Origin of the sequence: Blastococcus atacamensis (genome assembly GCF_002938425.1) — a bacterium.
GTDB classification, from domain to species: Bacteria; Actinomycetota; Actinomycetes; order Mycobacteriales; family Geodermatophilaceae; genus Blastococcus; species Blastococcus atacamensis.
On the sequence record NZ_POQU01000044.1, the window covers coordinates 16,276 to 30,645 of the forward strand.

At 72.8% G+C, this 14,370-nt stretch carries 12 protein-coding genes; 9 read left to right on the forward strand and 3 right to left on the reverse strand.

Annotation, left to right across the window (positions count from 1 at the left end):
* Nucleotides 1–45: 45 nt before the first annotated feature.
* From C5508_RS11790 to mnhG, 6 genes are read left to right on the forward strand one after another with little or no spacing between them, the layout of a single operon-like run.
* Nucleotides 46–2,934 (forward strand): Na+/H+ antiporter subunit A, encoded by a 2,889-nt coding sequence (locus C5508_RS11790; RefSeq protein WP_104525141.1) that lies wholly within the window; start codon nt 46–48, stop codon nt 2,932–2,934.
* On the forward strand, nt 2,931–3,458 hold the full coding sequence (locus C5508_RS11795) for a Na(+)/H(+) antiporter subunit C (protein WP_104525142.1): 528 nt from the start codon (nt 2,931–2,933) through the stop codon (nt 3,456–3,458). The genes C5508_RS11790 and C5508_RS11795 overlap by 4 nt, the downstream gene beginning before the upstream one ends.
* On the forward strand, nt 3,455–5,185 hold the full coding sequence (locus C5508_RS11800; RefSeq protein ID WP_104525143.1) for a Na+/H+ antiporter subunit D: 1,731 nt from the start codon (nt 3,455–3,457) through the stop codon (nt 5,183–5,185). Before C5508_RS11795 ends, C5508_RS11800 begins: the two co-directional genes overlap by 4 nt.
* A complete protein-coding gene (locus C5508_RS11805) occupies nt 5,182–5,790 on the forward strand; it encodes a Na+/H+ antiporter subunit E (protein ID WP_104525144.1) in 609 nt (202 codons plus the stop codon). Before C5508_RS11800 ends, C5508_RS11805 begins: the two co-directional genes overlap by 4 nt.
* Nucleotides 5,787–6,128 carry a monovalent cation/H+ antiporter complex subunit F gene (locus C5508_RS11810; protein WP_104525145.1) on the forward strand — a complete coding sequence of 114 codons (342 nt, stop codon included), beginning with the start codon at nt 5,787–5,789 and terminating at the stop codon, nt 6,126–6,128. Before C5508_RS11805 ends, C5508_RS11810 begins: the two co-directional genes overlap by 4 nt.
* Nucleotides 6,125–6,589, forward strand: a complete 465-nt coding sequence (gene mnhG, locus C5508_RS11815) for a monovalent cation/H(+) antiporter subunit G (RefSeq protein ID WP_104525146.1) — start codon at nt 6,125–6,127, stop codon at nt 6,587–6,589. The genes C5508_RS11810 and mnhG overlap by 4 nt, the downstream gene beginning before the upstream one ends.
* A 27-nt stretch (nt 6,590–6,616) precedes the next feature.
* On the opposite strand, the gene leuA is transcribed toward mnhG, so the two are convergent.
* Both leuA and C5508_RS11825 read right to left on the reverse strand, forming a co-directional pair.
* Entirely contained in the window at nt 6,617–8,350 is a 1,734-nt protein-coding gene (gene leuA, locus C5508_RS11820) for a 2-isopropylmalate synthase (protein WP_104525147.1), read from the reverse strand.
* Between the two features lie 170 nt (nt 8,351–8,520).
* The gene (locus C5508_RS11825; protein WP_104525148.1) at nt 8,521–9,165 is read right to left on the reverse strand and encodes a helix-turn-helix domain-containing protein; all 645 of its coding nucleotides are present in this window, start codon (nt 9,163–9,165) and stop codon (nt 8,521–8,523) included.
* A gap of 191 nt (nt 9,166–9,356) precedes the next feature.
* On the opposite strand from C5508_RS11825, the gene C5508_RS11830 reads away from it, so the two are divergent.
* Nucleotides 9,357–10,043, forward strand: a complete 687-nt coding sequence (locus tag C5508_RS11830; RefSeq protein WP_104525149.1) for a hypothetical protein — start codon at nt 9,357–9,359, stop codon at nt 10,041–10,043.
* Between the two features lie 9 nt (nt 10,044–10,052).
* Here C5508_RS11830 and C5508_RS11835 read toward each other — a convergent pair whose 3' ends face one another.
* Entirely contained in the window at nt 10,053–11,645 is a 1,593-nt protein-coding gene (locus tag C5508_RS11835) for a phospholipase D family protein (RefSeq protein ID WP_104525150.1), read from the reverse strand.
* A gap of 75 nt (nt 11,646–11,720) precedes the next feature.
* Here C5508_RS11835 and C5508_RS11840 point away from each other — a divergent pair, with 75 nt between their 5' ends.
* Complete coding sequence (locus C5508_RS11840; protein WP_104525151.1) at nt 11,721–12,986, forward strand: aspartate kinase; 1,266 nt, start codon at nt 11,721–11,723, stop codon at nt 12,984–12,986.
* Nucleotides 12,983–14,029: an aspartate-semialdehyde dehydrogenase gene (locus C5508_RS11845; RefSeq protein WP_104525152.1), complete on the forward strand. Its 1,047-nt coding sequence runs from the start codon at nt 12,983–12,985 to the stop codon at nt 14,027–14,029. Before C5508_RS11840 ends, C5508_RS11845 begins: the two co-directional genes overlap by 4 nt.
* The last annotated feature ends 341 nt before the right edge of the window (nt 14,030–14,370 follow it).

Sequence of the window (14,370 nt, forward strand, 5' to 3'; positions counted from 1 at the left end):
GGACGTCTGTGGTCGTCCCCGAGCCATCGAGACTCCCGGAGACCCGTGCTCGCACTCCTGCTCCTCCACCTGGTGGCCGCCGTGCTGGCGCCGGTCCTCGTGCGGTGCTGGGGCAGGAACGCCTTCCTCGCGCTGGCCCTCGTGCCGGCGGCCTCGCTCGGCTGGATCCTGACCCGGCTGACGGGCGTGACCGGAGGCGGCGGCGAGGTCACCGAGACCGTTCCCTGGGTGCCGGCGCTGGACCTCAGCATCGCCCTGCGGCTGGACTCCCTGGCGCTGGTCTTCGCGCTCCTGGTCACCGGGGTCGGCGCGCTCGTCCTGCTCTACTGCGCTCGCTACGTCGAGCCGGACGACGAGGGGAACGCGCGCTTCGCCGGCATCCTGACCGCGTTCGCCGGGTCCATGCTCGGCCTGGTCCTGGCCGACCACCTGCTCCTGCTCTACGTGTTCTGGGAACTCACGACCGTCTTCTCGTACCTGCTCATCGGTGGCTCAGGGAGCAAGCTGCCCGCGCGCCGAGCGGCCGGCCAGGCGCTGATCCTCACCACCGCCGGCGGCCTGGCCATGCTGGTGGGCCTGATCATGCTGGGGGAGACCAGCGGCAGCTACCTGCTGTCGGAGGTGGTCGCCCGCCCCGGCACCGGCCCGCTGCTGATCGCCGGCACGATGCTCGTGCTCGCCGGAGCGGTCACCAAGTCGGCGATGATCCCGTTCCACTTCTGGCTCCCCGCGGCGATGGAGGCCCCGACCCCGGTCAGCGCCTACCTGCACGCCGCCGCGATGGTGAAGGCCGGCATCTACCTCGTCGCCCGCCTGGCGCCCGGGTTCGCCGACGTGCCGGGCTGGCGGCCGGTGGTCCTCGGACTGGGCGTGGCCACGATGCTGGTCGGCGGTTACCGGGCGCTTCGGCAGTACGACCTGAAGCTGCTGCTGGCCTTCGGCACGGTCAGCCAGTTGGGCTTCCTCATGGTGCTGGTCGGTGGTGGCAGCCGGGAGCTCGCCGCCGCCGGGCTGGCGATGACGCTGGCGCACGCGCTGTTCAAGTCCACGCTGTTCCTCACCGTCGGCGTCATCGACCACGCGACCGGGGTCCGCGACCTGCGCCGGCTCTCCGGGCTGGGCCGGCGGTTGCCGGTGCTGGCGGTCATCGGCACGCTCGCCGCGGCCTCGATGGCCGGGCTCCCGCCGCTGCTGGGCTTCGTCGGCAAGGAAGCGGCGTTCACCGCGCTGTGGGACGGCGGCCTGCCCGACCGCACCGCCGCCGTCGTCGTCCTCGTCGGGCTGGTGCTCGGCTCGGTGCTCACCGCCGGCTACACCGCGCGCTTCCTGTGGGGCGCCTTCGCCCGCAGGCCCGGGTCGGCCGATGGCGAACCGGCCGAGCCGGTCCACGCCCCCGGTGCGTTGTTCCTCGCTGCCCCGGCCACGCTGGCCCTGCTGGGACTCCTCGCCGGCCCCGCGAGCCCGCTGCTCGAGCCGCTGGTCACCGGTTACGCCGAGACGCTGCCGCTGCTGGTGCCGGAGGCCGAGAAGCTGGCGCTGTGGCACGGCTGGCAGCCGGCGCTGCTGCTCTCCGCGGTCACCGTCGCCGGCGGTGCCGCCCTCTTCGCGCTCCGGGCTCCGGTCTACCGCCTGCAGCGGCGCTTCGCGCTCGGTGCCTCCGCCGACGAGGGCTACTGGAACACCCTGCAGACGCTGGACCGCCTCGCCGTCCTGGTCACCGGCACCACGCAGCGGGGCTCGTTGCCGGCCTACCTCGGCACGATCCTGGTCGTCGTCCTGGCGCTGCCGGGGGCGGTGCTGCTGTTCCGGGCGCCCTGGCCGGGGCAGTGGCGGGCGTGGGACACCCCGGCCCAGGCGATGGTCGGCGCGGTGGTGCTCATCGCCGCGCTGCTCGCGCTGCGGATCCGGCAGCGGCTGTCGGCCGTCCTCGTCGTCGGCGTCACCGGCTACGGCCTCGCCGTGCTCTTCGCGCTGCAGGGCGCCCCCGACCTGGCCCTCACCCAGTTCCTGGTCGAGACCCTCACGCTGGTCGTCTTCGTCCTGGTGCTGCGCAAGCTGCCCAAGGACATCACCGAGCGGCACCGCCCCCGGGAGCGAGCCGTCCGTGGCGTCATCGCCGTCGCCGTCGGAGGGTTCATGGCGTGCGCCGGGGCCGTGGCGATGAGCGTCCGTACCGCCACCCCCGTCTCGGTGGCCTACCCCGAGGCGGCGTACGACTTCGGCGGTGGCCAGAACATCGTCAACGTGACGTTGGTCGACATCCGGGCGTGGGACACCCTCGGGGAGGTCTCCCTGCTCGTCGTCGCCGCGACCGGCGTGGCCAGCCTGGTGTTCCTGCGGCGGCGGACCGGCGTGGTCGAGCGGATGGATCCCGTGCAGCTGGCCCGCGAGGACCGCCGCGCGGACCGGGCGCCCCGTCGGCAGTGGCTGGCGGCTTCGGTGGCGCTGGCCCCCGAGCGCCGGTCGGTGATCCTCGAGGTGGTCACCCGGATCCTGTTCCACACCATCGTCGTGTTCTCCCTGTTCCTGCTGTTCAGCGGGCACAACGAGCCCGGCGGTGGCTTCGCCGGCGGGCTGGTCGCCGGCCTGGCGCTGGTGCTGCGCTACCTCGCCGGTGGTCGCTACGAGCTCGGCGAGGCGGCCCCCGTCGACCCCGGGCTGCTGCTGGGTCTGGGCCTGCTGCTGGCCGGCAGCACCGGCGTCGTCGGGCTCACGCTCGGCGCGCAGGTCCTCCAGACGGCGATCCTCGAGACCACGCTGCCGGTGCTCGGCGACGTCAAGCTGGTCACGTCGCTGTTCTTCGACGTCGGCGTCTACCTGATCGTGGTCGGGCTGGTGCTGGACATCCTGCGCAGCCTCGGTGCGGAGCTGGACCGCCAGGTCGACGAGGAGGACCCGATCGACGCCGCCCCCGGGGAGGTGATCGTCCGATGACCCCCACCGTCGTCCTGTCGGTGATCATCGGCGTGCTCTACGCGGCCGGGGTGTACCTGCTGCTGGACCGCAGTCTCACCCGCGTGCTGCTGGGGTTCCTGCTCCTGGGCAACGCGACCAACCTGCTGCTGCTGTCCACCGGTGGCGCGTCCGGGCTGGCGCCGATCCTGGGCTACGCGGAGCCGGACGAGATGGGCGACCCGTTGCCGCAGGCCCTGATCCTGACCGCCATCGTCATCACCTTCGGGATCGCCGCCTTCCTGCTGGCGATCATCTACCGCTCCTGGCGGCTGGTCCGGCAGGAGGTCATCGAGGTGGACGAGGAGGACCGCCGGGTCGCCCGCCGGTCGGGAACCGACGCCGACGAGATCGACCCCGACGACCTGGCGCCGGAGGACCGGCCCGCGATGCACGCCGACACCTTCGCCGCCGACAACGAGGTCGAGCGCAGGCTGGCCCAGCAGTACTCCGGCATGGCCTCCGACGACATCGACCTGCCGCCGACCCAGCGGAGGAAGCGATGATCCGGGTTCTCACACCGTTGCCCGTGCTGCTGCCGTTGCTGGGCGCGGCGGCGGCCCTGCTGGTCGGCGGCCGCCACCCGCGGATCCAGCGCACGCTGAGCGTCCTCGTCCTGAGCGCGGTGCTCACCGTCTCGGTCGTGCTGCTGACGCTCGCCGACGCCGACGGTGCCGACGCGGTCTCCGTCGGGGGGTGGCCGGTGCCCCTGGGCATCGTGCTGGTGGTCGACCGGTTGTCGGCGCTGATGCTGGTCGTCGCGGCGACCGTCGCGCTCGGCGTGCTCGTCTTCGCGGTGGGCCAGGGCGCGGCCGACGGGGACGAGGAAACCCCGATCTCGATCTTCCACCCGACGTTCCTGGTGCTGATCGCGGGCGTGGCCAACGCCTTCCTGGCCGGGGACCTGTTCAACCTCTACGTCGGCTTCGAGATCCTGCTGACGGCGAGCTACGTGCTGCTGACCCTGGGCGGTTCGGCACCCCGTATCCGTGCCGGCATCACCTACATCGTGGTCAGCCTGCTCAGCTCGCTGCTGTTCCTGGCCGCGATCGGTCTGATCTACGCCGCCACCGGCACCGTCAACATGGCGCAGCTGGCCGGCCGGCTGGGCGAGCTCCCGGAGGGCACGCAGCTGCTGCTGCAGTCGACGCTGCTGATCGCCTTCTGCATCAAGGCGGCGGTCTTCCCGCTCTCGGCCTGGCTCCCCGACAGCTATCCCACCGCGCCCGCGCCGGTGACGGCGGTGTTCGCGGGGCTGCTCACCAAGGTCGGCGTCTACGCGATCATCCGCACCCAGACGCTGCTGTTCCCCGGCGGCGCGCTGGACACGGTGCTGATGTGGGCCGCGCTGGCCACGATGCTCATCGGCATCCTGGGGGCGGTGGCGCAGACCGACATCCGCCGGATCCTGTCCTTCACGCTGGTCAGCCACATCGGCTACATGGTCTTCGGCATCTCGCTGGCCTCGGCCGCGGGGCTCGCGGGCGCCGTCTTCTACGTGGTCCACCACATCGCGATCCAGACGACGCTCTTCCTCGTCGCCGGGCTGGTCGAGCGGCAGGGCGGGTCGACCGGCGTGGACCGCCTCGGCGGGCTGGCCAAGGCCTCCCCCCTGCTGGCTGTCCTGTACTTCGTCCCCGCCATGAACCTGGCCGGCATCCCGCCCTTCTCCGGGTTCATCGGCAAGTTCGGGTTGCTCGACGCGGGCATCTCCGACGGCGGCTGGCTGCCGCTGGTGCTGGTGGCCGCGGGCGCGGTCACCAGCCTGCTCACCCTGCTGGCGATCTCCCGGGTCTGGAGCCGCGGGTTCTGGCGACCAGCCGCGCAGACCCCGGCCGGCGACACCGACGCCGCCGCCGCCCACGACGCCGGTCCGGAGCTGGCCGCCGTCCCGCCTGCGCAGCCCGACGGCGCGGACGGTGTGGACGGCACGGCCGGCGGCAGCACGGCGGTCCGGTCCCGGGCGCGGCAGGCGGCCTGGCAACGGCACACCGCCGTCGCCACCGCCACGGCACCGTCCACCGACGGGCTGGGCGACGGCGAGGCCGCCGAGCGGCCGCTCCGCCCGCTGCCACGCGTGATGCTCGGGTCCGCCGTGGCCATGGTGGCGGTGACGGTCGCGCTGACCGCGCTGGCCGGCCCGCTCTACGGCATCGCCGACCGCGCCGCCGCGGACCTGCTCGACCGGGGGCCCTACGTCGACGCCGTCTTCGGCGGGGAGGGCCGGCCATGACCGCCGACGCGGCGACGGAGCCCGGGGTCGGCGGCCGGCTGGCGCACCAGCTGCGCCATCAGCTGCCCCTGCTCGTGTGGCTGGTGGTGGTGTGGAACCTGCTGTGGGGCACCTGGTCCTGGGCGAACCTGCTCGGCGGAATCGTCGTCGCCCTCGCGGTGACCTGGCTGCTCCCGCTGCCGCCGGTCGTGGGCGGCACGCGGGTCCGGCCGCTGGGGCTGCTGGTCTTCCTCGGCTCGTTCCTGGTCGACCTGGTGTCGTCGGGCGCGCAGGTCGCCTGGCAGACGGTCCGGCCCAGCGGCATCGACCGCAGCGCGATCATCCGGGTGCAGCTGCGCACCGACTCCGATCTGCTGCTCACGATCCTGGCCGAGTCGGTGACGCTGGTCCCCGGCTCGATGGTGCTGGACCTGGACCGCGACCGCAGTGTCCTGGTCCTGCACGTGCTCCACGTGCGGGACGAGGCGGACGTCGAGCGGCAACGGGCGTCGGTCCTGGTCCAGGAGGAGCGGGTGGTCCGGGCGTTCGGCACGGCCGACGAGATCGCCGCGCTGAGCCGCGCCCCGGGTGAGCCGTTCCCCGCGGTGGAGCGGAGGACCCCGTGACGGTCGCCTACTGGCTGGCCTACGGCCTGCTGGGCGGGGGTGCGCTCCTGGCGCTCATCCGGCTGGGCCTCGGTCCGTCCCTGCTGGACCGGGTCGTCGCGACCGACACGCTGCTGGTGATCATCGCGGCCGGGCTGGCGGTGCACGCCGGGCTTGCGCGGGACCCCACGCTGGTCCCCGTCCTCGTCGTGGTGTCCCTGCTCGCCTTCGTCGGCTCGGTCTCGGTCGCCCGCTACATCGGCGGGATGCTGCTCCGGTCGGGCGACGGCGGGCAGGACGTCGGGTTGCCGCAGGCCGCGGAGGAGCGCGCCGGCCAGGTCGGGGAGGCGGACCGGTGAACGACGTCGAGACGCTGGGCGACGTCGTCGCCGTGGCCTTCCTGCTGCTGGGAGCGCTGCTGTGCCTGACCGCCGGGATCGGGCTGCTGCGGTTCCCCGATGTCCTGACCCGGATGCACGCCGGGACCAAACCCCAGGTGCTGGGTGTGCTGCTGATCATGGTCGGGGCAGCCATCCGGCTGCAGGGCTGGTCGGCCACGTGGATGCTGCTGCTCGTGGCGCTGTTCCAGATGCTCACCGCCCCGGTGAGCGCGCACATGGTCAGCCGGGTGGCCTACCGCCGCCGGCACGTGCGCCGGGACCGACTGCTCGTGGACGAACAGCGCAGCACCGGGAAGGACCGCGTCTACCGGGGGGACGAGCCGGCCGACGCGCCGCCGGAAGAGCCCGGACCGGCGCTGGCGGAGAGTCTCCGCGAGGACCGCGAGGACCGCGAGGACCGCGGGGACGGGGTGCGCTGACCTGCTCGCGCGCACCGTCCCCGGCGGTCAGCGCTGGGCGCGGTTGACCGCGGAGACGACGGCCCGCAGCGAGGCGCTGACGATGTTCGGGTCGATCCCCACACCCCACAGCACCCGGTCGCCGACGGCGCACTCGACGTAGGCAGCCGCGCGGGCGTCGCCACCCGCGGACATGGCGTGCTCGGCGTAGTCCAGCACCCGGACGTCGACGTCCACGCTCCGCAGGGCGTCGACGAACGCGGCGATCGGGCCGTTGCCGCGCCCCTCGACCGTCACCGGGACGCCGTCGACGACGAGCTCGACCACCATCTCGTCGGTCGTGTCGCCGTGCGCGGTGTGCCGGTGCCCGGTCAGCGAGAACCGGCCCCACGGCGCCGCCGGGTCGGGCAGGTACTCGTTGCTGAAGGCGGCCCACATCTGGTCGGCGGTGACCTCGCCGCCCTCGTCGTCGGTGTGCCGCTGGATGACCGCGGAGAACTCGATCTGCAGCCGGCGGGGCAGGTCGAGGTGGTTCTCGGTCTTCATGATGTAGGCGACGCCGCCCTTGCCGGACTGGCTGTTCACCCGGATCACGGCCTCGTAGCTGCGGCCGACGTCCTTGGGGTCGATCGGCAGGTAGGGCACCGCCCACGCCTGCTGCTCGACGGGGACGCCGGCGGCCTCGGCGTCGGCGGCCAGGGCCTTGAAGCCCTTGTTGATCGCGTCCTGGTGCGAGCCGGAGAACGCGGTGTAGACCAGGTCACCGCCGTAGGGGTGCCGCTCGTGCACGCCCAGCTGGTTGCAGTACTCGACGGTTCGCCGGATCTCGTCGATGTCGGAGAAGTCGATCTGCGGGTCGATGCCCTGGCTGAACAGGTTCAGGCCCAGGGTCACGAGGTCGACGTTGCCGGTGCGCTCGCCGTTGCCGAACAGGCAGCCCTCGATGCGATCGGCGCCGGCCCGGTAGCCGAGCTCCGCGGCGGCGATGGCGGTGCCGCGGTCGTTGTGCGGGTGCAGGCTCAGGATCACCGAGTCCCGCCGGGCCAGGTTGCGGTGCATCCACTCGATCTGGTCGGCGTAGACGGTCGGCTCGGCCATCTCCACCGTCGCCGGCAGGTTGAGGATCGTCGGCCGGTCGGGGGTGGGCTCCCAGACGTCGGTGACGGCGTTGCAGACCTCGACGGCGAAGTCGAGCTCGGTGCCGGTGAAGGACTCGGGGGAGTACTCGAACCGGATGTCGGTGTCGCCCATCTGCTCGGCCAGCTTGCGCACCACCTGGGCGCCGTGGACGGCGATGTCGACGATGCCGGCGCGGTTGGAGCCGAACACGACCCGGCGCTGCAGGGTGCTGGTCGAGTTGTAGAGGTGCACGATCGCCTGCCGGGCGCCGCGCAGGGATTCGAAGGTGCGCTCGATCAGCTCGTCCCGGGCCTGGGTCAGCACCTGGATGGTGACGTCCTCGGGGATGAGGTCCTCGTCGATCAGCTGCCGGACGAAGTCGAAGTCCGTCTGACTGGCCGCGGGGAAGCCGACCTCGATCTCCTTGTAGCCCATCCGGACCAGCAGCTCGAACATCCGCCGCTTGCGGTCGGGCGTCATGGGGTCGATCAGGGCCTGGTTGCCGTCGCGCAGGTCGACCGCGCACCAGCGGGGAGCGGTGGTGGTGACCGTGTCGGGCCAGGTGCGGTCGGGGAGGACGACGGGGGCGAACGGCGCGTAGCGGTGGATCGGCATCCCCGAGGGCTGCTGGGGATGGCGGGCGTGCGGGTGGGTCTCGCTCATGAGGAGGCTCCTGGTGCGGGCTGCCGTGCGCGGAGTGCGCACAGCTCCGGATCGGTCAGCGGACGCCGGGAACGCCTGAACCCCGCGGCGAGGAAGCCGACCTAGGAGAGGGCCTCGCCGCGGCGGGTAAGCAGGAGGCTGCCGCGCACGTCGCCCACGGTAGCAGCGGGTCAGCCGACGTCGCAGCGGCACGGGCAGCCGGCGGCGTGCACCGGCTTCGCGGCCCAGTCCTCGAGCTCGTCGCACGCGGCCGGGCAGGTGCACGTCCAGCCGTCGTCCAGGGGGAGCAGCGCGTTCCTCTCGAACAGTCGCCGGCGTTCCTCCGCCCGCGCGCGGGCGATCGCCGCCCGTCGGGCGGCCCGGCGCTCCGTGGGGGAGTCGCCGGGCTGCGGTCGGGGGTGGTCGGTGGGTCGGTCCGCCGCCCGGACGTCCGGCTCCTGCCACGGCGACCTGCGGCTGAACGTGTAGGTGGGCTGCTCACGGTCGCGTCGGTGCTCCCAGCGCCCCCGCTCCTCGTCGCTCAGCACCGGGTCCAGGTGAGCGGGGAACCGCCGCCCGGCACCGTCTCGCACCGCGTCGCGGATCATCCCGCCGACCTCGCGGCCCTCGCTGTCGAGGAGGGCGATCCGCAGCCCGGCCAGTGCCGCGCAGGCGGCGAGGGCATCCACGTCGAGTCCTGCGCTCCCGCTCTCGGCCCGGGCGATCGCCGACTTCGAGATCCCGGCACGCTCCGCGATCTGCCGTTGCGAGAGGTCGGCGGTCCGCCGGATGCGGCGCAGGGCAGCCGACACGTCGAGCCGGCTGACATCGGGCATGTGGTGATGGTGGCGGCGTCGGACCCACCCCGGGCGGCCGAACGACCTACCTGTGGACACTCTCCCTCTGCCCCATGGGTGGGGCAGAGGGAGAGCGTGCGGGGGAAGTCATGCCGACCGGCCCGAGGGCGGGGCCGCGTCGAGGGGGTCGTCAGCGTTTTCCGCACGCGACCCGAGGGAGAGACGGCGGTATGGCCGGCAGGCGGAGCGAGCGAGCAGCCCGGCCCGTCGACCTGGCCGGTCCGGGCGAGGACCGGTCGCCCCGGGTGGAGCGGGTCCTGCGCGGCGTCTGGACCGGAGCCGTCATGCTCTCGCTCGTCATCGGGGTGCTCGCGGTCCCGATCGGGTTCATCGAGGGCCGCAACTCCGGCACGGCGGCCGCGATCGAGAGCGCCGGCACCACCCCGCGCCCGGTGGTGTTGCTGCGGCAGCGGGTCGAGGAGGACCGGTACGGCTACGGCGTCGAGGAGCTGCTGGCCGACTACCGGACCGACGACGGGGACGTGCGCACCGCGCAGCTGCACTCCTACGGCCAGTTCCGCGTCGTCCGTGAGGAGGAGGGCTGGCACCTGGTGCCCGACGGTGCGGGGCGGGAGGTCTACGTGACCGCGGACGGGCGGGACGGCTTCCTGGCCGAGGACTACCGGGAGATGCGGCGGGGCGAGGACGACGTCGTCTACCGCGTGGCCTACGCCTGGGTCGGGGGCTGGGCCGTCGTGGGGCTGGTCGCGCTGGGCGCCCGTTCGGTGGTGCGCGTCCGCCGCGGGGTCATCACGGCCCGTGGGGCGGTGCTTGCCCCGGCACTGCACTGCCTCGGTGCCGTCGCGCTGGTGGCGTTGGGGTGGGCGGTCTCGTTCCCGCTGGGCGCCGGCTTCTGAGCGTGCCGGTCAGAAGTCCTTCTTCAGGCGCATGCGCAGGGGGCGGCCGTCGGGGTCGTCGACCAGGCGGTAGACCGGCGTGGCCCAGAGCCGGGTGGCCCAGGGCAGCTGCTCTGCGCGGTGTGCACGCAGCCGGCCCGGCGGTCGCGGCCCCTGGCGTCCGCCGTCGTGCCAGGCCTCGAGCGCGGCCGCCCGCTCGGTCAGGACGTCGATGAAGCGCTCCGGGTCGAGGAGCAGCTCGTCCTCGTCGCCGTCGGGGTCCAGGTCGAGGTGCTCGCGGACCAGGGTCAGCCGCAGGTCCCGCGCGAACACCCGCGCCCCGTCTCCGGTGCCCGCGGGGTCGCGTGGCTCGCGGGCGTCGAGGGTGGTGTCCAGGACGGCGCTGGAGAGCTCGCTGTCGTGGGTCCACGAGCGCCGGTTGAAGTTGTCGCTGCCGACGCTGGCCCAGGCGTCGTCGACGACGCAGACCTTCGCGTGCACGTACACCGGTGTGCCGGCGTGGTTCTCGACGTCGAACACGTGCACCCGACCGGTGCCGGCCCGCTGGCACATCTCGATCGCCTGCCACCGGCCGACCAGCTGCGGGCGGGACCCGAGCGCCCCCTCCTGATCTGGCACGCGTGGCACCACGACGACCAGGTGGAGGTCGGGGTTGTCCGTCAGCGCATCGGCGAACAACCGCGCCACGTCGGCCGACCACATGTACTGGTCCTCGAGGTAGACGAGTCGGCGGGCTCGCTTGATGGCCTTGGTGTAGCCGCGGGCCACCGAGCGCTCGCCACGCGGCGCGAACTCGTAGCCCGGCCGGATCGCCGGGTAGGTGCGCAGGTTCTGCACCACGTGCGGGCCGCACGGCGGTGGGGGCGGCAGCTGGGGAGGAAGCGCGCTGGCCTCCAGCCGGGCGTGGTTAAGCCGGTCCCTGACCCAGGCGAGCGGATTGTGCGAATCCGGGCTGGTGGGGTCGTGCCAGCGCTCCCGGAACACGGTGTCGAGCACGTGCACGGCCGGACCCCGTAGCTGCAGCTGGACGTCGTGCCAGGGCGGGGTCGGTCCGTAGGCCGAGGACATGGCGACGGCCTGCCGATCCCCCAGGTGCCGGGCATCGTCCCGTCGGCTGTGGCAGAGATCGATCCCGCCGACGAAGGCGACGTCCTTGGACTGGTCCTCGTCGTGGCGCAGGACGACGAACTTCTGGTGGTGGCTGCCCATCCGCCGCACCCGCTGATCGAGGATGACCTGGCCGCCGCCGTCCTCGATCTCGCGGTCGAGCGCCCGGTTCTCCTCCTTGCTGAACGACGCCTTGTCCATGTGCGACCGCCACACGAGCCCCCGGACGCAGACTCCGCGCTCGACCGCGTCGGTGAACAGCTCGGCGACCGTCGGACCGCCGTCCCTCAGCAGCTGGTCGGGATCGCCGCGCCAGTCGGTGAAGAAGAGCTGGTCGCCGGCGTCGAGCGCCAGCACGGCGTCGACGAGCCGGTCGAAGTACTCGCTGCCGTGCAGCAGCGGCTCGGCGAGGTTGCCCTCGGTCCAGCCCGGGATGCTGGTCGCGGGGTTCCCGCGCTCCTCGGCGCTGAGCAGCCACTGCTCCCGTGAGTCCACCCGGTGATCTCATCCTGCGGGAACGCGCGGACGCAACCGCCGCCATCCGCTCGGGCGTCGGTAGCCTTGGGACCTGTGGCCCTCGTCGTCCAGAAGTACGGCGGTTCCTCCGTCGCCTCCGCAGAGCACATGAAGCGTGTCGCCGAGCGGATCGTCGCCGCGAAGAAGAACGGTGACGACGTCGTCGTCGTGGTCTCCGCGATGGGCGACACGACCGACGAGCTGCTCGATCTGGCCAGCCAGATCACCGACGACCCGCCCGGTCGAGAGCTGGACATGCTGCTCACCGCCGGCGAGCGGATCTCGATGGCGCTGCTGGCGATCGCCATCTCCGAGCACGGCTACGAGGCCCGATCGTTCACCGGCTCGCAGGCCGGCGTGATCACCACCGGCAGCCACGGCAAGGCCCGCATCATCGATGTCACCCCGGGCCGCCTGCGCTCCGCGCTCGACGAGGGATCGGTCGTCATCGTCGCCGGGTTCCAGGGCGTCAGCCAGGACACCAAGGACATCACCACGCTCGGCCGGGGCGGCTCCGACACCACCGCCGTCGCGGTGGCCGCGGCGCTGAACGCCGACGTCTGCGAGATCTACACCGACGTGGACGGCGTCTTCACCGCCGACCCGCGCATCGTCCCCAACGCCAAGCGGCTCGAGACCGTCACCTACGAGGAGATGCTCGAGCTCGCGGCGTCGGGAGCCAAGGTGCTCATGCTGCGGTGCGTCGAGTACGCCCGCCGGTACGGCATCCCCGTGCACGTCCGCAGCTCCTACTCACAGCTCTCCGGCACGATCGTGGCCGGCTCGATGGAGGACCTCCCGGTGGAACAGGCGATCATCACGGGCGTCGCGCACGACCGCTCCGAGGGCAAGATCACCGTCTACGGGGTGCCGGACCGGCCGGGCGAGGCGGCGCAGCTCTTCCGGGTGCTCGCCGACGCCGAGATCAACATCGACATGATCGTGCAGAACGTGTCGGCCGAGGCCAGCAAGCTCGCCGACATCTCCTTCACGCTGCCCAAGAGCGACGGCCCCGCCGCGCTGGCCGCCCTGGAGAAGGTCAAGCACACCGTCGGCTACACCGACGTCAGCTTCGACCAGCACATCGGCAAGGTCTCGCTGGTCGGCGCGGGCATGCGCTCGCACCCCGGCGTCTCGGCCAAGTTCTTCGGCGCCCTGGCCGACGCCGGCGTGAACCTCGAGCTGATCAGCACCTCGGAGATCCGGATCTCCGTGGTCTGCCGCGACACCGACGTCGACATCGCCGTCCGCGCGGTGCACGACGCGTTCGACCTCGGCTCCGACGTCGAGGCCGTCGTCTACGGAGGGACCGGACGATGAGCAGCACCGACGGCCTGCGGGTCGGCATCGTCGGCGCGACCGGCCAGGTCGGCCGGGTCGTGCGCGACATCCTCGCCGAGCGGAACTTCCCGATCGCCGAACTCCGTTTCTTCGCCTCCGCGCGCTCGGCCGGCTCCACGCTGCCCTGGGCCGGCGGCGAGATCACCGTCGAGGACGCCGCGACCGCCGACCCGACCGGTCTGGACATCGCCATCTTCTCCGCGGGTGCCACAACCTCCCGCGCGCAGGCGCCACGGTTCGCCGCGGCGGGGGTGACCGTCATCGACAACAGCTCGGCCTTCCGCCGCGACCCGGAGATCCCGCTGGTCGTCAGCGAGGTCAACCCCGGCGACATCGCGAAGGCCTCCGGCCGCATCATCGCCAACCCGAACTGCACCACCATGGCCGCGATGCCGGTGCTCAAGCCGCTGCACGACGAGGCCGGCCTCGTCCGCATCGTCGCCAGCACCTACCAGGCGGTCTCCGGCAGCGGCGTCGCCGGCGTGGAGGAGCTGCACGGGCAGGCCAAGGCCGTCGCCGACAAGGCCGACGCGCTGGCGCACGACGGCTCGGCGGTCGCCTTCCCCGAGCCGGCGAAGTACGTCGCGCCGATCGCCTTCAACGTGCTGCCCATGGCCGGCTCCGTCGTCGACGACGGCACGTTCGAGACCGACGAGGAGCAGAAGCTCCGCAACGAGAGCCGCAAGATCCTCGGCATCCCGGATCTCCGCGTCTCCGGCACGTGCGTCCGCGTCCCGGTGTTCACGGGGCACTCGCTGTCGCTGAACGTCGAGTTCGAGCGGCCGCTGAGCGTGGAGCGGGCCACCGAGCTGCTCGCCGGGGCGCCCGGCGTCGAGCTCGCCGACGTCCCGAACCCGCTCCTCGCCGCCGGCCGCGACCCGAGCTACGTGGGCCGCATCCGGCAGGACCAGGGGGTCGACGGCGGCCGCGGGCTCGTGCTGTTCGTCAGCAACGACAACCTGCGCAAGGGCGCGGCGCTCAACACCGTCCAGATCGCGGAGCTCATCGCCGCCTCGCGCTGACGGTCACCTCACGGCCGGGCAGGCCGCGGGGGGTCCTGCGCCACTGGCTCGCGCACCTGCTCGGGTGTGGTCGCGGTCCCACGACCGGCGTCTCCCGCGGGTACCCGCGGCTGCTGCTCGGGCACCGGTGGCGGAGCCTGGGGCGCCGACGGTCGTGGCTGCGGAGCGGGCTCGGGTGACGGGCGATGCTCGGGCACGCTCCCCGTGGGTGCGCCCCCGACCGGTCCGTTGCCCGGGGTGGGCGCGACCGGAGGGCTGCTGGTCGGGGTCGGCGGTGGAAGCGTCGCCGACGGGCACACAACTGACGACGGAGACCAAGAGACAACATGAAATTATGGGAG